The organism is Aquimarina sp. AD1 (assembly GCF_003443695.1).
GTDB classification, from domain to species: Bacteria; Bacteroidota; Bacteroidia; order Flavobacteriales; family Flavobacteriaceae; genus Aquimarina; species Aquimarina latercula.
Window position 1 is genome coordinate 3,985,788 of record NZ_CP031966.1, and the last position, 17,899, is coordinate 4,003,686.

The 17,899-nt window shown below is 32.8% G+C and carries 18 protein-coding genes; 9 read left to right on the forward strand and 9 right to left on the reverse strand.

Translation table 11 applies throughout. The features are described from left to right. The first annotated feature begins 112 nt into the window (after window positions 1-112). Entirely contained in the window at window positions 113-1,216 is a 1,104-nt protein-coding gene (dprA, locus tag D1815_RS17170) for a DNA-processing protein DprA (protein WP_118388474.1), read from the forward strand. On the opposite strand, the gene D1815_RS17175 is transcribed toward dprA, so the two are convergent. The 7 genes from D1815_RS17175 to D1815_RS17205 form a co-directional block, all read right to left on the reverse strand. Then, window positions 1,217-1,930 carry an SGNH/GDSL hydrolase family protein gene (locus tag D1815_RS17175; RefSeq protein WP_158594463.1) on the reverse strand — a complete coding sequence of 238 codons (714 nt, stop codon included), beginning with the start codon at window positions 1,928-1,930 and terminating at the stop codon, window positions 1,217-1,219. A 58-nt stretch (window positions 1,931-1,988) separates the two neighbouring features. Further along, window positions 1,989-2,693 carry a DUF3667 domain-containing protein gene (locus D1815_RS17180; RefSeq protein WP_118388478.1) on the reverse strand — a complete coding sequence of 235 codons (705 nt, stop codon included), beginning with the start codon at window positions 2,691-2,693 and terminating at the stop codon, window positions 1,989-1,991. 39 nt (window positions 2,694-2,732) lie between these two features. Further along, window positions 2,733-3,830, reverse strand: coding sequence for a glycoside hydrolase family 3 N-terminal domain-containing protein (locus D1815_RS17185; RefSeq protein WP_158594477.1), 1,098 nt, complete (start codon window positions 3,828-3,830; stop codon window positions 2,733-2,735). A 29-nt stretch (window positions 3,831-3,859) separates the two neighbouring features. Further along, window positions 3,860-4,705, reverse strand: a complete 846-nt coding sequence (locus tag D1815_RS17190) for a sulfurtransferase (protein WP_118388482.1) — start codon at window positions 4,703-4,705, stop codon at window positions 3,860-3,862. Between the two features lie 2 nt (window positions 4,706-4,707). After that, window positions 4,708-5,163 (reverse strand): nuclear transport factor 2 family protein, encoded by a 456-nt coding sequence (locus tag D1815_RS17195; protein ID WP_108802724.1) that lies wholly within the window; start codon window positions 5,161-5,163, stop codon window positions 4,708-4,710. A 105-nt stretch (window positions 5,164-5,268) separates the two neighbouring features. Beyond that, window positions 5,269-5,511, reverse strand: coding sequence for a VF530 family DNA-binding protein (locus tag D1815_RS17200; RefSeq protein WP_118388484.1), 243 nt, complete (start codon window positions 5,509-5,511; stop codon window positions 5,269-5,271). A gap of 63 nt (window positions 5,512-5,574) precedes the next feature. Beyond that, window positions 5,575-6,570, reverse strand: a complete 996-nt coding sequence (locus D1815_RS17205) for an NAD(P)H-dependent glycerol-3-phosphate dehydrogenase (RefSeq protein WP_027394394.1) — start codon at window positions 6,568-6,570, stop codon at window positions 5,575-5,577. A 214-nt stretch (window positions 6,571-6,784) separates the two neighbouring features. On the opposite strand from D1815_RS17205, the gene D1815_RS17210 reads away from it, so the two are divergent. The 8 genes from D1815_RS17210 (at window position 6,785) to D1815_RS17245 (ending at window position 15,491) form a co-directional block, all read left to right on the forward strand. After that, window positions 6,785-7,708 (forward strand): nicotinic acid mononucleotide adenyltransferase, encoded by a 924-nt coding sequence (locus D1815_RS17210; RefSeq protein WP_118388486.1) that lies wholly within the window; start codon window positions 6,785-6,787, stop codon window positions 7,706-7,708. A gap of 282 nt (window positions 7,709-7,990) precedes the next feature. Further along, the gene (locus D1815_RS17215; protein WP_027394392.1) at window positions 7,991-8,203 is read left to right on the forward strand and encodes a hypothetical protein; all 213 of its coding nucleotides are present in this window, start codon (window positions 7,991-7,993) and stop codon (window positions 8,201-8,203) included. 112 nt (window positions 8,204-8,315) lie between these two features. Then, entirely contained in the window at window positions 8,316-8,855 is a 540-nt protein-coding gene (locus D1815_RS17220; RefSeq protein WP_027394391.1) for a 3-hydroxyanthranilate 3,4-dioxygenase, read from the forward strand. A 162-nt stretch (window positions 8,856-9,017) separates the two neighbouring features. Then, complete coding sequence (locus D1815_RS17225; protein WP_027394390.1) at window positions 9,018-10,571, forward strand: aldehyde dehydrogenase family protein; 1,554 nt, start codon at window positions 9,018-9,020, stop codon at window positions 10,569-10,571. Between the two features lie 206 nt (window positions 10,572-10,777). Further along, window positions 10,778-11,155, forward strand: coding sequence for a hypothetical protein (locus D1815_RS17230; RefSeq protein WP_027394389.1), 378 nt, complete (start codon window positions 10,778-10,780; stop codon window positions 11,153-11,155). An 88-nt stretch (window positions 11,156-11,243) separates the two neighbouring features. Then, on the forward strand, window positions 11,244-11,627 hold the full coding sequence (locus D1815_RS17235; protein WP_147404063.1) for a hypothetical protein: 384 nt from the start codon (window positions 11,244-11,246) through the stop codon (window positions 11,625-11,627). A gap of 177 nt (window positions 11,628-11,804) precedes the next feature. After that, window positions 11,805-14,930: a T9SS type A sorting domain-containing protein gene (locus tag D1815_RS17240; protein WP_118388491.1), complete on the forward strand. Its 3,126-nt coding sequence runs from the start codon at window positions 11,805-11,807 to the stop codon at window positions 14,928-14,930. Window positions 14,931-15,005: 75 nt separating this feature from the next. Next, on the forward strand, window positions 15,006-15,491 hold the full coding sequence (locus D1815_RS17245; RefSeq protein ID WP_118388493.1) for a hypothetical protein: 486 nt from the start codon (window positions 15,006-15,008) through the stop codon (window positions 15,489-15,491). A 3-nt stretch (window positions 15,492-15,494) separates the two neighbouring features. On the opposite strand, the gene D1815_RS17250 is transcribed toward D1815_RS17245, so the two are convergent. After that, window positions 15,495-16,613: a DNA helicase PriA gene (locus D1815_RS17250; protein WP_118388495.1), complete on the reverse strand. Its 1,119-nt coding sequence runs from the start codon at window positions 16,611-16,613 to the stop codon at window positions 15,495-15,497. Window positions 16,614-16,699: 86 nt separating this feature from the next. Beyond that, window positions 16,700-17,836 carry an SPFH domain-containing protein gene (locus tag D1815_RS17255; protein WP_027394386.1) on the reverse strand — a complete coding sequence of 379 codons (1,137 nt, stop codon included), beginning with the start codon at window positions 17,834-17,836 and terminating at the stop codon, window positions 16,700-16,702. Window positions 17,837-17,899 lie beyond the last annotated feature (63 nt).

Here is a 17,899-nt window from a genome sequence, read left to right on the forward strand (position 1 = left end):
GTTATTTTGGTTAGTCAAAGGTAAAAAAAATAGGGTTTAATACTAAGTAGGTTCATTGATTTTATTAACAGTTTTGTTTTTTTTCGTTACTTGTGCTGACTTATAATAGTTTATGACTAAAGAAAAATTAATTGCCTTACTTACCTTAAAGAAAGTACCCAATCTTGGAGATAGTTCTATTAAGAAACTGATTAGAGAAATAGGCTCTGCAGAAGCCGTTTTGAAAGAAAAACCTGCTAATTTGTTAAAGATCGATGGTATTGGAACTATTAGAATCAAAGAAATACATAGTATAAAACATCGTAATGCCGCAGAGAATGAGTTGAAGTTTGTGGAGGACAACGATATCAATTATACTGTTTATGACGAAGTTGATTATCCAGAAAAATTGAAATATTGTATAGATGGTCCTGTAGTTTTATTTAGCAAAGGAAATATTGATTTAAAAAATAGAAGGATACTTAGTATTGTTGGCACTAGAAAAGTTACTAATTATGGGGTAAAATTTTGCGAAGAACTAATTGAAACGATTGTTCCTTTAAACCCCATAATAGTCTCGGGTTTTGCTTATGGTGTTGATATCACTGCTCACAGAGCAGCTGTAAAGCATAAATTACAAACGATAGGATGTCTTGCTCATGGATTAAATCAAATATATCCAAAAGCACATAAAAAATACATAGCACAAATAGAGGAAAATGGTGGGTTCTTTACAGATTTTTGGAGTACGGATACTTTTGATCGAAAGAATTTTTTGGGACGGAATCGTATTATTGCGGGATTAAGTGAAGCTACAATAGTAATTGAAAGTGCAGATAAGGGCGGTTCTTTAGTTACGGCAGAAATTGCAAATTCTTACAACAGAGACGTATTTGCTGTACCAGGAAGAGCTAGTGATTCACTAAGTGCCGGTTGTAATATGCTTATCAAAACACAAAGAGCACATATGTTAACTAGTGCTGCAGATTTGATTTATATGCTCAATTGGGAATTGAAAGAAAAAGAACAACCTATCGTGCAAAAACAACTTTTTGTGGAGTTAGAAGGTGATGAAAAAAGGATTTATGACTTTCTTAGCAAAAATGGAAAAGAGTTACTGGACGTGATTGCGTTACAATGTAAAATTCCAACCTTTAAAGTGGCTTCCGTTTTGCTCAATCTTGAGTTAAAAGGAGTAATACGACCATTACCTGGAAAATTGTTTGAAATTATATGATTATTCAAGTATTTCTTTAACAACAGGCACTATTTTTTCTACCCATAAACTATATTGAAACGGACTTGGATGTAAATCATCTGCAACCAAAGCTCCTTCTGAGTCTCCGAGTTCTCTGGAGATTGGAGTAACATCAATAAACGCAATTTGTTGCTCGATACACTTTTGTTTTATGTAAGCATTATAGTTATCAATTTCTGATGCAATTATTTCACTATTATTAGAACCAAAAGGTGTTACACCATAATCAGGTATAGAAATAACAATTACGCGATCTTTGTCATTATTGGCAAGTGATATTGCTTTACTTAATAGTTCATTAAACTCTAATTCGAAGGTTGTAAAATCTACTCTTTGGAATTGATTATTTACGCCAATCATTAGAGAAACTAAATCACGACTTTGTAAACTACTTTCTTCCATAGCCGCTATAAGATTGGTTGTAGTCCACCCAGTTGTGGCAAAAATTTTCACATCATCAATTTTTTTAGAAGGTGTAGCAAAAGCATCCTTTAGTTGGAACGGCCATGTCTGATCTTCTGTAACTCCCTCGCCAAATGTATAAGAGTCTCCTAATGCTAAAAAAGAGAATGTTTTAACTTCTTCAGTTTGATCTTCTTCTTCAATAATTTCTAAGGAAGAGGTATCATCTGATGAACACCCGAAAAAGAGCATAAAAACTATAAGAAGAATTGAATATACATTTTTATTCATGTAGTATGAATTTTGATCTAATTTAAGCATTTTTAAACTTTATGATTTTGTAAATCATCTATTTAGTTAGAAATACTATAATGAAAGGAATAATGTAGAAAAGTAGATAAGAAAAAAATACAGAAAAAATAGAAGCAACTATTGTTTCGAATCTCTCTCCTTTTTTTTGGAAAATCATAAAACTAAGCAATATGATATATATGAATACAATAGGATCAAAAACTATAGGAAATCTTAAAATAGTATAAGATAGCATACCAAGTAAAGTTACATGCCCTACTATAAAGCAGTTAATAGCAAGGTGTTCTAAAAAACTAAATGTTTTGAAAAACAATCTGGAAAATAAACTAAGAAATACAATATTAAGTAACCAAAAGAATTTTATATAAGTCCCAATAAATTTACCTGCTTCATAACTATTAGAATATAATTCTCCTTCGAAATTTTCAAATTTAGAAGTGTCTACCCAATGCATTTCAAATAAAGAAATTATTACTAAATTCAGAGAGGTAGCAATCAAGGCATAACTTACGGGATTAAAAACATTTTTTCGTTTTCCGTGAATGTAATTAAAAACTGTTTTTTTAGGAGATGTAGTTAAATACTGAAGATTGAATAACATTCCCTTATCTATATCCATGAATCTAGATACAAAATCATTAACCAGAAAAGAAAAGGTAATTTTTTCTACGGTACTTTTTTGTCCACATTCTGGGCAAAAGTTTCCTTTATAACTTGTTTCACAGTTTAAACAGTTGGTCAATTTTATAATATTTAGTTTTTTTAAAGTAATTGTATCTGTTTAAATAACCCCTCCACAAACCTTTAAACGAAGTATCTTCTTAACGGATTGAACAACTTGTTTTTTATAAGCAGGGTTTGTTTTCATTTCAGAAAGAATTGCATTTATGGTGGCATTTTCGTTTTGAGGCATTAAAATTAGATCACAACCCGCTTTAGAAGCCAATAAAGGTGCGTTATTAAGAATAGTAACAGCTTTCATAATATTTAAAGCATCAGAAATTATAATTCCCTTAAACCCCATTTCTTCTTTTAGTAATCCTGTAATAATTTTTCTAGAACAGCTAGAAGGCAATCCATCAGTTCCATATTTCTCGTTATTTTGGATGGTTATGTGCGCAATCATAATGGATAATACACCATCTTCAATAATCTTTTTATAATTATCTACTTCCTGTAATGGACCATCAATATAAACACTTTGTTTATGCGTATCTCCTTTTACCAAACCATGACCAGGAAAATGTTTTGCAGTGGCGATGATTCCACCTGCTTGCGTACATTTTATAAATTGATTGGCCAAAGTAATTACTGCATCCTTATCGCTACCATAACTTCTGGATTTAATCGCTTCATTACTAGCACTTATGTCCAAAACAGGTGCGTAATTATGATGTACTCCAATTTCTCTAAGTTCTGTATTAATTGTATTAACTACTGCATCAGATTGTGCCTCGGTTTTTATGTCAATTGTTTTTCCAACGTCTTTTGCTCCTTTAATTCGACTGGCAAATAAACTGGGCTCTGCGTCCATGCTAAAAAGTAGAGGCAGTGTCTTATTTTTAGAAGAAATTGTGTTTAAGGTGTTAATACTTTCTGTATGTGTTTTTTTACTTCCTTTAAGAAAGACCACACCTCCGATGGCGTCATTTTCGGTCAATTTTTTCACTGTAGCCATTGGTTTTCCTAATTCTCCAGCTGATGATATGATCATTTGAGCTACTTGTTGTCTTTCTGAAAGTGTATTATAGATAGAGTCTACGGTATACTCCAATTCGGAATTGTAGGTGTAAAAATCCTGTAACCCGAATTTTTTAGATTGTGCATTGCTTTGAATAATAGATAAAACTGAAAGTAGTAATAATGAAAAATATCGCATAGGTAATGATTTGGGTTGTATTAAATAGATTAACAATGAATTGGAGCATCTTTTAATTGGCCCCATTCGCTCCAAGAGCCATCATAAATCCACAAGTCAGTGTATCCAGCAAGATGAGCTGCTAATAAAATCACACAAGCAGTAATACCTGAACCGCAGCTAAAGATCAATTTTTTATTTTCAATTTCAAAATCATCCAATAGTCTTATTAGTTCTTTTGTTGGAAGCATTTTTCCATGCTGTAATACCTTTGTATAAGGCAAACTTAATGAGTTAGGAATGTGTCCGCCTTTTAGATCGTTTCTGGGTTCTGGATCAATTGCTTTAAATCGGCCAAAAGAACGTGCATCAAGGATCAGAGATTTTGTACTGTTCATTTCAAATAAAATGTTTTTCGCGTTAACAATGTATTTGGAATGATCGTTTATTTTAAAATTTCCTAATGGAAATTTGGTCGCAGACCCTTTGTTTTCAGTAGGTAGTTCGCTTTTTATCCATTCAGGTAATCCACCATTAAGTACTGCTACATTTTTATGACCTAAAGAGGTAAACATCCACCAGGCTCTTGGACTTGAGTATATACCTAAAGTATCATACACTACAATTTTTGAGTTAGTGTTGATACCTAATTTTCTACAATTTTTTTCAAAAAAATCAGAAGAAGGAAACATATTTGGTAAGTTCGAATCTTGATCAGAAAAGGATTTTTTGATATCAAAAAATCGAGCTTTTGGAATTTGTAATTCTTGATCAGATGCGACAGAAGAAGTCACTTTTTTAATACTTGCATCAAGAATAATAAGATCTGGGTGATCTAAATGCTTAAATACCCAATCTACTGAAACTATTGGTGATGGAAATTCTAAAGTATTCATTCTTAGGATGCTTGGAATTTATCAAGTAATTTATTTGTCTGTTGATGTAGTTTTTTCTTAAAAAAACTAGTTCCTCCAAGTAATTTTCCTTTCCAGCCAATTGCTTGCGAAGCCCATTTGTGTAGGTTAAAATGATCAGTATGTTTTATGATTTTACCATCTTTAAATTCGAACTCGGCATCGATACTATTATGAACAGACCTTCCTGTTTGACTAAAACTATACCAAGCCTCCCAGTGTGCAGAACCTTTTTGATCATCTGCTTCTACTTTAGAGAACTCTACTTTAAGATCTTTTCCATTTTTACAAAGCATTTGCCACATTTTTTTGGCTCTTTCACCTTTTAATTTTCCGAAACCAGGATCTTCAAAAACAATATCATCGTGATAACAAGAAATCATTTTCTCTGCATTTCCTTCGCTTAATCCAGTATAAAATTTTTCGATAAGTTCTTTCATATGTATAAAGTTACAAAGAAATATATACTAATAAGTGCATAAGGGTTTCTTATTGATATTTGAGAAATACACGCAAACATTGTGAAACCTTATTTTTGATCTTATTTATTCATATCTATCTAATTCTAGATAAAGGCGTTCAACTTTATCTCGTGCCCATTGTGTTTTTCTTAAAAACTTAAGACTAGATTTAATAGATGGGTCATTCTTAAAACAATTGATAGAAATTTTATTAGCCAATCCTTCCCAACCATAATGGTCTACAAGCAATTCTAATATAGTTAACAACTTCATTCCGTGTAATGGGTTATTCGGTTGTTTTTTGATGGTTTTGTTTTGATTGTCCATTAATATGCTTATCGATAAAGGCTTTTATTTTTTACCCAATTATTTAAATTTTAGATAGTATTATCAGTCCAACTTGTCCGCCAGTTTCTTGAATATTTTTTTAGGATTTTTGTTTTCATATAATATATCGTGTACTGCATCAATTATTGGAGTACGAGTACTACTGGTAGCATCCAGTTCATAAGCAGTTTTTGCAGCATAATATCCCTCTGCAACCATATTCATTTCCATTTGAGCACTTTTTACGGTATAGCCTTTACCAATCATATTACCAAACATGCGATTACGCGAAAAAATAGAATATCCAGTAACAAGTAGATCTCCTAGGTATGCCGAATCGTTAATATTACGTTTCATTTTATGAATTTTTTTAATAAAACGTTTCATTTCGCGAATAGCATTACTCATTAAAACACTTTGGAAATTATCTCCATATCCTAATCCATGGGCAATTCCTGCTGCTACAGAGTAAATATTTTTTAATACTGCAGCATACTCCGTACCAATAATATCATCACTTACTTTACATTTGATGTACTCACTACTTAGGTTTTTGGCAACGATTTTTGCTTTGTCTTCATCGTTAGATGCAATTGTTAGGTATGATAGGCGTTCGAGAGCGACTTCCTCTGCATGACAAGGACCTGTAATTACGCCGATATTATTAAAAGGAATATTATAAATATCATGGAAATGCTCTCCAACAATTAAACCTGTTTCGGGTACAATTCCTTTAATAGCAGAGAAAATAACTTTATGTTCTAAGGATGCAGTAAGCTTTTGCAATTCGGTATGTAAAAAAGCCGATGGTATCGCAAAAATTAAATAATCCGCATAGGTAACTGCTTCATTAATATCATTAGTAAGTTTAAGTTGATCCATCTTAAACTCTACTGAGCTTAAATAATTTGGATTGTGCTGTTGTCTTTTTAGGTGTTCTAAAGCATATACACTTCGCATATACCAGCCTACTTCATTTAGATTTTCGGTAAGCATTTTTACGATAGCAGTAGCCCAACTACCACCACCGATCACAGCAAATTTTAATTCTTTATCCATGTAAAATGATTGTGAGTTCAAAAATAAGGAAAATACAACTCAAAATAAACACTTGATAACCAGTTAAATGAGTTTTTGGCACACGTTTTGGTTTCTAGATTATGAAATGAGCCATTACAATATGTTGGTGCAAAACTAAATGTTCTATGGCGAATCCTATCTGACAATTGAAAAACAATAAAAAGAGCAGATAAAATTGAAAAACACTTAGCTTATGAAGACTTTAAAATTACTTTCGGCTTTTATGATTAGTTCAATGCTTCTAACTTCTTGTGTAACAGAAGTAGTAGTAGAAGATGATGTTTTTATTGAAGAACCTGCAATTACATTAAACGAACTATTAAATACATATGAAATCTGGTACGTGGATATAGAACGTACACAAGGTAATGGGGAAATTCCTTTTCTTCAGAAAGCGTTTACCGTTTCCTTTAAGAATGGAACCTTTTATGCTAATAATAACTTAGTAGGAATTGGGAGTAATGGAAATGGTTTTGGATTGGATGTTGGGTATTATAATACGTTTAGAATGGAGGTCGATATTAGTCATGATATTGATGGTGTATATAGTCTTGATGTCACTCAATATGGAAATAATGAAATTAGATTATATGATGGAGTTACTAATACTAGTTATTATCTAATAGGGTATCAAAGAAATACGTTTGATTATGATAGAGTGTTTTATGATAACATACATTACTTCTTACATGAATATGTTACTTGGGAAAAAGTGTATACAAGTGATTTTGGAGCACTAAATGAGTTTGATAACGAAAATTATTTACAATTTTTATATTATGGATCAGGTGATAATTTTAAAAGTTCTGAAGACGTTAATGTGTCTAATATCAATGATATATACTACGATTATAGTGGCTATTATGCGGTAGATGATGTGCCTAATAATTTCTATATGAAAAATTTAACACTTGATTACGATTATTTGGGCAATGAATATTTCGAGTTAACCGTTATAAATGATAGTAAGATAGAATTATTACATCCTGCTTCTGGAACAATTTATGAATTTGTGGGTAGAGGATACCTTCAATTTAAGAGTTCTAAAGATGGAAAACCATCTCAGAATGACAAAAGAAGATTAAAAAAAGCTGATTTTATGAAGCTTACAAAATAAAATAAGTCGCACTAGACGATATAAATTTTTTTGGTTGGTTATTTAGTTGGAAATCGCTCTACAAGAGAAATCTTGTCTGGGCGATTTCTTTTTAGTAGCAAGATATTTCAATTGATATAAGAACTAAAGAATATTCCCTTGTAACCTAGCGTGCTAAATAAATCATAAACACTTGATAATAAGTGCTCATTTTGATCAAAATGAGGATGTGTTCTGTTTAAAAACTATTGATTTGGTGTATTATTCCCTAACTTTAATAATTCAACAAATCAAATTAATCATATGCTTAAAAAAATCTTAAACATCGACAACAGCAAAAAATTGAGTAAGACGGAACAACAATCTATTCAAGGAGGAGGCTTTCCTTTTTTTGATGAATGTTGTGCGTGTGTTTTTAGACCAGGAAATAGTCCTTTCCCAATTTTAATTACACAATCTTGTTCTGATCCTTGTCCAATTGATGGGAGTACAGAATATGAAGAAACTGGTTGTTAAACTTTACAAAAGCGAACTTAGGTTCGCTTTTGCTTTTTTAGAGAAGATTACTTTGGTTTTTATAAAGATTTCAAGTGATTTGCTTAATTTTATGTTTCAAATTGATATAAATATGGGAATTCGAAAACCTTTTAATCTTGATAAATGGATAAAAGAAAATAGAGATACACTTAAGCCTCCTGTAGGTAATAAAAATTTATACAAAGATGCGGGAGATTACATCGTAATGATTGTTGCTGGTCCCAATGCAAGAAAGGATTATCATTATAATGAAACAGAAGAGCTATTTTACCAATTAGAAGGCGAGATAGAAGTTCATATACAAGAGAATGGTAAAAAAGAAACTATGAAATTAGGACCAGGGGATATGTACTTGCATCCTGCAAAAGTTCCCCATTCTCCAGTACGTCACGAGGGATCTATAGGCTTGGTAATAGAAAGAAAACGTGTTGATTTAGAGGCTGAAGATGGATTATTATGGTTTTGTGATAATTGTAATACTAAATTACACGAGGTTTACTTTAAGCTAAATGATATTGAAAAGGATTTTCTTAAACATTTTAAACATTTTTATGGTAGTCAATCGTTAAGAACTTGTAATAATTGTGGTGCAGAAATGCCAGTAGATAAGAGATTTGTTACAGAACCATAAAGAGTCAATTTAATTTGAAACTTTTAATTTTAATAGAAGATTGATTTTTTTAATAAGGTTTTTTTAGAATATTATTCAAAATCATCAATATAACGGGTCAAAATTTAATATATCTTCAAAACGCAGTATCTTTACGGTCTCTAAAAATATAATTCAAAAAATATGGCAGCTATAGCAACAGATTTTGGAATAGAAGAAGCATTAAAGCAATTAGGTGTTTCTGATCTTAATAAAGGAACTTCTACAGGTTCTGATTGGTTTTCTAATGGTGATGAAATTTCATCTTTTTCTCCAGTAGATGGTAACTTAATAGGAAAAGTCACTACTACCACAAATAATGATTATGAGAAAGTAATAGAAAAGGCTCAATCGGCTTTTAAATCTTGGAAGTTAATGCCTGCTCCGCTTAGAGGAGAGATTGTTAGACAGTTTGGAGAAGAATTAAGGGTTTTAAAAGAGCCTCTTGGTAAATTAGTTTCCTATGAGATGGGTAAATCTTATCAAGAAGGACTGGGAGAAGTTCAGGAGATGATTGATATCTGTGATTTTGCTGTTGGTTTATCTAGACAATTACATGGATTAACCATGCATTCAGAGCGACCTGGGCATAGAATGTATGAACAGTATCATCCATTAGGAATAGTAGGTATTATTTCTGCTTTTAACTTCCCTGTGGCTGTTTGGGCTTGGAATACGGCTTTAGCTTGGATATGCGGGGATGTTTGTGTTTGGAAACCAAGTGAGAAAACACCGCTTTGTGGTATTGCTTGTCAAAATATAATAGCTAAAGTTTTAAAAGAGAATGATATTCCAGAAGGAGTTTCTTGTCTTATTAACGGAGATTATAAAGTAGGAGAAATGATGACTACTGATAAACGAATTCCGTTAATTTCTGCGACAGGATCTACTAGAATGGGTAAAATTGTTGGAGCTACAGTTGGAGAACGTTTAGGGAAATCATTATTAGAGCTTGGAGGAAATAATGCGATTATTGTAACTCCGGACGCTGATATTAAAATGACTGTGATTGGAGCTGTTTTTGGTGCTGTTGGAACAGCAGGACAGCGTTGTACCTCGACGAGAAGATTGATTATTCATGACTCAATTTATGATAAAGTAAAAAATGCTGTCGTAGACGCTTATAAGCAATTGCGTATTGGAAATCCTTTAGACGAGAATAACCATGTAGGCCCCCTTATTGATAAAGACGCTGTAAGCGGATACCAAAATGCTTTGGAAAAAGTAGTAAAAGAAGGAGGAAACATTGTAGTAGATGGTGGTGTTCTTTCTGGAGAAGGATATGAAAGTGGATGTTATGTAAAACCTGCAATCGCGGAGGCTGATAATTCTTTCGAAATTGTTCAACACGAAACATTTGCTCCAGTTTTATATTTATTAAAATATAGTGGTGATGTAGAAAATGCAATTGAGGTTCAGAATGGTGTTGCTCAGGGATTATCTTCGGCAATAATGACTAATAATTTACGCGAAGCAGAAAGATTCTTGTCTCATGCAGGATCGGATTGTGGAATTGCTAATGTAAATATTGGAACCTCTGGTGCCGAAATTGGAGGTGCTTTTGGAGGAGAGAAAGAAACTGGAGGAGGAAGAGAATCTGGTTCTGATGCTTGGAAAGTATATATGCGTAGACAAACAAACACTATAAATTATACAACAGAATTACCTCTTGCACAAGGTATTAAGTTTGATTTATAATAGTTGAAATTATATTTTTTAATAAGGCGTCTATTTTTTTTAAAATAGACGCCTTATTACTTTTTTATAGATCTTAGCAGTACTTTATTCATCATCTGCAAACTTACTAAAGTGAACAAGAATCAAATAGATTATATATATTCGCGGAAATGAAGACGCAACCAGATGGTTTAAATTGCATCTTCTTAATAAATATGCAAAGGAATATGAAGAAATTAGTACTTATATTATTAATAATTTGTACCGGGTGTAACCTAGACGAACAAGATACACTAGATCCGGTATTCTGTACAGATGAGCTTAGAGCAGGTTTAGATATTACAATAAAAGACGCAACAATAAATGATTCTTTTTTAATTTCAGGAATTACTGTGATTGCTACGGATGGTGATTATACCGAAACATTAGTAAATTTTGAAAACACAAATTCATTTGTTGGCGCTTTTGAGAGAACAGGGAACTATGTAATTACTGTAAGTGGCAATAATTACGAGACATTTACTTCTACCATACCAATAATAGTTGATAAAGATATTTGTCATGTAATTACACAAAGCAGAGAAATCATTCTTCAACCAAATTAACAAGATAGTATTATATTTTGATAATATTTTAACAAATGTTTTAAGGTCAATGAGTTAGTTTTGGTATTCACACAAAATTAACTTAAATATGAATTCAACTCTACAACACCTCAAAAGAGGTTTTTGTGTTTGCGTAATGGCTTTAGCAACCTTCTCTGCAACCTCACAAACACAACAATTAAAGACTACAGCTGATGAAAAACCTAATAAAGGACATCAATTGTATAAGCAAACAAAAATGTTTGATAGTAAAAAAGGATCTACTGATGCTAAAACTCCTCTAGAAAGACAAGCGGATAATGCTATAGAAAGATCACAATTTGACTTGATGAGATTAAAAAACCCTGCTACAGGTAAAATACCAGATGGAATTAGAAAAGCAGAGGTTCAGTTCTCAGAAAAGATCAATTTAAGTGATGAATCACAAAAATCGATACAAACTGCTGCTAAATCAGGTAGATTCTCTTTTTGAAAAAATAGAGGGCCGTACAACGTAGGAGGTAGAACTCGTGCGTTAGCAATTGATAGAAGAAATGAAAATGTAATCTTAGCAGGTGAAGTATCTGGAGGATTATGGAGAACGGAGAATGCTGGAGAAACTTGGAGAAAAGTTACGAGATCTTTCCAAGATCCTAGTATTACGGGAATTGTGCAAGATCCAAGACCAAGACATAGTTTTACTTGGTATTACATTTCTGGAGAACGTTATGGAAATTCAGCAAGTGCTGGAGGAGCATTTTATCAAGGTAGTGGAGTATACAAATCCAGAGATGGAGGACGTACATTCGAACTGTTAACAGCTACAGCAAATCCTGATGTTGGTATATTTAATACAAATGAACCTTTTGATTTAATTAATTCGATAGCTATTGATCCTACCAACGGAGATATTTATTTAGGTACAATTACTGGTATTCAAAGATCTCAAGATGGAGGAAATTCATTTACAGAAGTTTTAACTGGTGGTTTTGATAGTAAAGCGGAAGTAGCAATTTCTTCTACAGGTCAAATATATGCTACAGTGGACTCTGATACTGATCCAACAGCTGGATTCTTTACTTCTACAGATGGAGACACTTGGACAAATATCACACCAGAAGGATTTGTACCTGCGTATGGAAGAACTGTTATGGGAATTGATCCTTCTAATGAGAATACTGTGTATTTTCTTACACAAAACAATTCTGGAGGATTTCCAGCTTTATTAAATAGATATGATCTTGCAGCAGGAACATGGACTGATTTAAGTGTAAACTTGCCTTTTGGTATTGGTGGAAGTGTAGGAAATTTAAATCTACAGGGAGAGTATAATATGATAGTAAAGGTACATCCTACAGATAGCAATTTAGTATTTGTTGCAGGAACTAATGTGTACAGATCTACTACAGGATTTACTACTCCTACTGGACAAGAAAGTTGGATAGCTGGATATTCTCCATTAAATAATGTAAGTCTATATACAAATCAACATCCAGATCAACATGCATTATTATTTTTCCCTTCAAATCCTAATAAAGTATTATCAGGAAATGATGGTGGAGTTTATGTTACAGAAGATATTACAGCTACTAATGATGGTGTAGAACCAGTAGCTTGGACATCGTTAAACAATGGTTACATTACCACACAACCATATCACGTAGCATTTGATCCAGAGCCAAATACAGATGATTTAGTAGCTGGATTCCAAGATAATGGTACTTGGTTTACTAATTCCACGGATTCTGATGCCATTTGGGAATCAGATTTTGGAGGAGATGGAGCTTATAGTGCAATTGCGGATAATGGTAGAACGCGTTATGTTTCTTCTCAGAGAGGTAATGTGTTTAGATTTAATTTTGACGAAGAAGGAGTATTTGAATCATTCTCTGCTGTAGAACCTGCAGGAGCCTCAGGTTTTGCTTTTGTTAACCCATTTATTCTTGACCCTAATAATGATAATATCATGTATATGCCGGCAGGAAGTACGATATGGAGAAATAACGACCTAGATGGATTGCCTTTATTTACAAATACAAATGCAACAGAGAATTGGGTAAATCTTACGAATACTTCAACTCCTGATGGATCTACTATTACTTCTTTAGATGTGTCTAAATTTCCAGTAGCTAATAGATTATACTATGGTACAAACTCTGGAATTGTTTTTAGAATGGATAATGCGAATATAGACGGTCAGCAAGCAATTGATATCTCAACTGGAAAAGGATTACCAGGAGGTTTTGTTAATGATATTAATATCGATCCGTCTAATGTCGATCGCGTAATTGTTACCTATTCTAATTACGGAATTCCAAGTGTATTTATTACAGAAGATGGTGGAGATACTTGGGCAAATATTAGTGGTAACTTAGAAGAAAATGTGGATGGATCAGGTAATGGGCCTTCTGTAAGAAGTACTGCTTTTTTAGGTAGTAGCGCAGGTAGATTTGGTGCTCGATTACAAAGAGTATTTGCTGCAACAAGTACTGGTTTATATTCTACTAGAAGGTTAAATGGGCAAAATACCGTTTGGAGAAAAGAAAATTTTGCAATTGGTAATTCAGTAGCCGATGAAGTAGTTACAAGAAAAGACGGATTTATTGCTGTAGCTGCTCACGGAAGTGGATTGTTTAGTGCTCGTTTTCCTGTAACTGCTAATCCATTACCAGAATCTAACTTGGTTACTGCCTTTTTATTAGATGATTTTGGTGTTAGTGAAAATAGTGAAGATACAAGTATAGATATAACAGGTTTATTTGTGCAATCTCAAGGATTACCAATTGATATTGAATTAACTAATTCTGACCCAGAATTAGTAACAGCTACATTAACAGGTAATACACTTACCCTATCATATGCGCCAGATAGTATCGGTTCAGCTTCAATAGGTCTAATTGCTACTTCGGGAGAAGAACAAGTAGCTGAAGGTTTTACAGTTACAGTATCTGAACCTTCTATCTATGAACAAACAAATACACAGGTATCTACAATACCTTCTCAGAACTTCTTAGATTTTAATGGTCTAGCGCAGTCTGCTGATGATTTTACAGTTCCAGCGGGTAATACATGGAATATTAATAGGATAGTAGCTTTTGGTGCTGTAAATGGAAGTCCTGCATTGAACAACGTAAGTATTGTTATTTATGAAAATGAAGGAGGGATTCCTGGTGCAGAAGTTTATAATAGTGGAGAGATTGCTCCTATTTCAGAACCAAATATTTCAAATTTAAATATAGATCTTCCAGAAGCGGTTACTTTAGAGAGTGGAGAGTATTGGATATCAATATATACTAATCTTGCCTTTAATGGTGGGAACCAATGGTTTTGGGCATCACAGGAGAATGTTGTAGGTGAAGTAAGTCAGTTTAGAGATCCTGCTAACCTTTTTGGTACAGGAGCTATAGATTGGACTGCTACAACAGTTGCATTAGGAAGAGATCCATTAGATCAAACATTCCAAATTTTTGGAGATATTATAAGTTCTAATGAAGATGTAGTAGAACCTGAATTAGAGGTTACGTTAACTACATTAGACTTAGTAAATGAGATTTCTGTTTATCCTAATCCATCTAATAATACATTCTTCTTTAATTTTGGAGATGCGATTTCCAAATCAAGCAAAAATGTAGATATTAATATATTTAATAGTACTGGTAATTTAGTGCATACAATATCTGATGTTAACTCTAATGCTAACGTAAATTGGGATGCATCGAGATTGGCTTCTGGTTTGTATTATGCGAAAATCTCAGGAACTAATACAAATACTGTAGTTAAATTACTTAAGAGATAGAGCTACAAGTTTTAATAACAATTAATTAAGAAAAAAGGAGTTGATATAATTGACTCCTTTTTTTATATTAAGATTATGAATAAACTTATGTACATAGGGTTGATTGCAATCTTGTTTTCTTGTAAATCGAACAGTATCGCCCAAGAAAATGCGAAAAACAAAACCGAAAAGCCAAAGGTAGAGAAGCCAAAGTTTGGAGATACTAACAATGGTGATATGCCTAAGCCTAATGTATTTACTCAAAACCAGATAGCTCCAAATACCATTCATCTAACAGTTGAGGTTATGGAGCTTTATAGTAATAAACTAATTTGTGATGTTTCCCAAGAAGCTGCAGTAAACGTTAAGATCAAAGAAATTAAAGGTTCGGGTTCGGGTTTGGTAAATAGGGTTTCGATTAATAAAGAAATAATACTTGCTTTAAGAAAAGGAATATCAAAAGATATTACTTATTTAAAGTCAAAACTGAGTAAGGATATTTTCATTATAATTAGGGAAAAACCTTGTATGAATTTTAATCAAACTATGTACGAGATAGTTGGTTATGAATATAGACAATAGTTCTTATTGTTGATTTCCATAGGTGTCGGCTAACCAAATAATTAATAAAATTAGAGCTATTATAAAAAGTACAAAGAAAAATATTTTCCAAAAGGAATAGGGTCTTTTTCCAGATATTTTTCCAGTTTGTCCATTTACAAAAAAATTATATTTCTTTCCATTGTATTGGTAGGCGCTAATATAGACAGGAAGCAAAATATGCTTAAATGTTTCTTCTGATAGACTCATATTTACAGAATGTACTCTTTGCGTATCACCTCCAATATCGTGACGCGACCACGAACGTGCTATTCTTTCTGCTTCTTGGGTAGAAGATAAATGACCATCCTTTAATGGTATAGTATATTTTTCTGTAACAAAGCCAGCTAAAAAATTAGTATTAAAAGGTTCTAATGCTTTAAGATTCCAATGGGCGATTTTCGAAGGAATTGGATTTTTCCTTTGATTTGATGCTTTTATCAGTGTATCATCTACAAAACCACTAACACTTCCGCTTGCAGGAGTCCATCTTGTTCTTTGTTCTTGTCTCGTGCCTCTAACAGTTTTTCCGTTTACTGTTTTAGTGTAAGGAACGCTAACATAATAATAATCTCCTCTTTGTCCTGTATACGTCGCGTATAACTGAGCATCAAATGTCCAATAGGGAAGGTATAGACCCTTAGTATGCTCAGGGTCCAAAGCAGCTTTTTTAAGATTATTTGGAGCAAACCATAATTCTTTTACCCATTTTGTAAAAATTTCATGTGATTTTTTTTGATCAAATTGAAAAGGGAGTACAGCACCAGGAAGAATCCAATCTTCTTTGTATGCATCCTCTATGATTAGAGGCATGGTACAATATACACAGTGTAATGATTTATAATTTTCTTCTATATGTTGATTAGCACCACAGTTTTTACAATGAAGCATTGTAATCTCTTCAGAATGAGAAAGAGATCCCATTTCCTCGAGATAAGGTTTTAACTCAAGTTCTTTAAATTCATCTTCTTGTTGATCAATGGTTTCTTCATGACCACAATAATCACATTTAATTTCAGAGGTACCAGGTTTATAGGTTAATTCGGCACCACAATTAGCACAAGATTTCTTTTGTTCAGAAAATATTTTTTTTTCTTCTTCCATTCAGGAATTATGATAGTAGAGGTTGTACAAAACTATCCTTTCTTTCGGGTAAAACGAAAGAAAGGATAAAAAGCATATTTATTTTATTAAGCTCCCGGAAGTGGAGGAGGAGTATTACCCCCTAAAAATGATTTTAATTCTTCTACATCCTTTATAGCGGACCAATTTGCCATTCCTTGTTTCCATACTAGAGAATCTTTATTTACTGTCCTATTAGCAAATAGAGATTTTAACTGATCAAAAGATACTGGTCCGGCTTGTTGTCCGTTTATCGCATAGAAATATTGCACTTGCACTGGCATTGGCGGTGGAGCAATTGGTGCAGATTGCTGAGGTTGTGCTTGTTGTTGTGTTGCCATTGGATTCATCATTCCGCCCATCTGTTGTGCTAGTACAAATCCCATTCCCATTCCCATTCCTGCTCCTGCGGTACCTCCTTCATTTGCAGCGGCTGCTTCTATCGCTTTGGCAGTTTTGAATTTGGTTAATTTATCAAGGTCAATCTTATCAATTCTACTATATTCAAAAATTTCTTTTTTCAGATCTTCCGGCATAGAAACATTCTCTATAAAGAAGCGTTCCAAGGAAATACCAACAGAATTAAATTCTGGTTGCATTACTTCTTGACAGGTTTCTGATAGTTCAGTAGTGTTAGCGGCATATAATTCTATTGGAAAGTTAGCCTCTCCGACAGTATCAGTAAAACGAGTAGAGATTAAACTTTTAAGATGTTCGTTAATTTCAAAACTCGTGAAATTAGCATCTGTACCTACGATATCTACTATAAATTTACCTGGATCACTGACTTTAAATGCATACGTTCCAAAGGCTCTAATTTCTACCAGACCGAAACGGTCATCATTTAATGTTATTGGGTTTTTTGTACCCCATTTTTCATCTGTAAAAAGACGTGTGTTCACAAAATATATTTCTGCTTTAAACGGGCTATTAAATCCATACTTCCAACCTTTTAATGTTGTTAAAATTGGCAAGTTTTGAGTATTTAAAGTGTAGGTTCCAGGCTCAAATACATCGGCTAATTGACCTTCGTTAATAAAAACAGCTGTTTGCCCTTCTCTTACGATTAATTGAGCACCATTTTTTATTTCATTTTGATAACGTTCGAATCTATGTACAATGGTATCCTGTGTATTATCTAACCATTCTACAATATCTATAAATTCATTACTTAGCTTCTTTTTTATTTCGTCAAAAATTCCCATTGGTGAGTTGATTTATAATTCGTGTTCTAAAACTACAAAATAGGATGCTTGTGTAAAAATTAA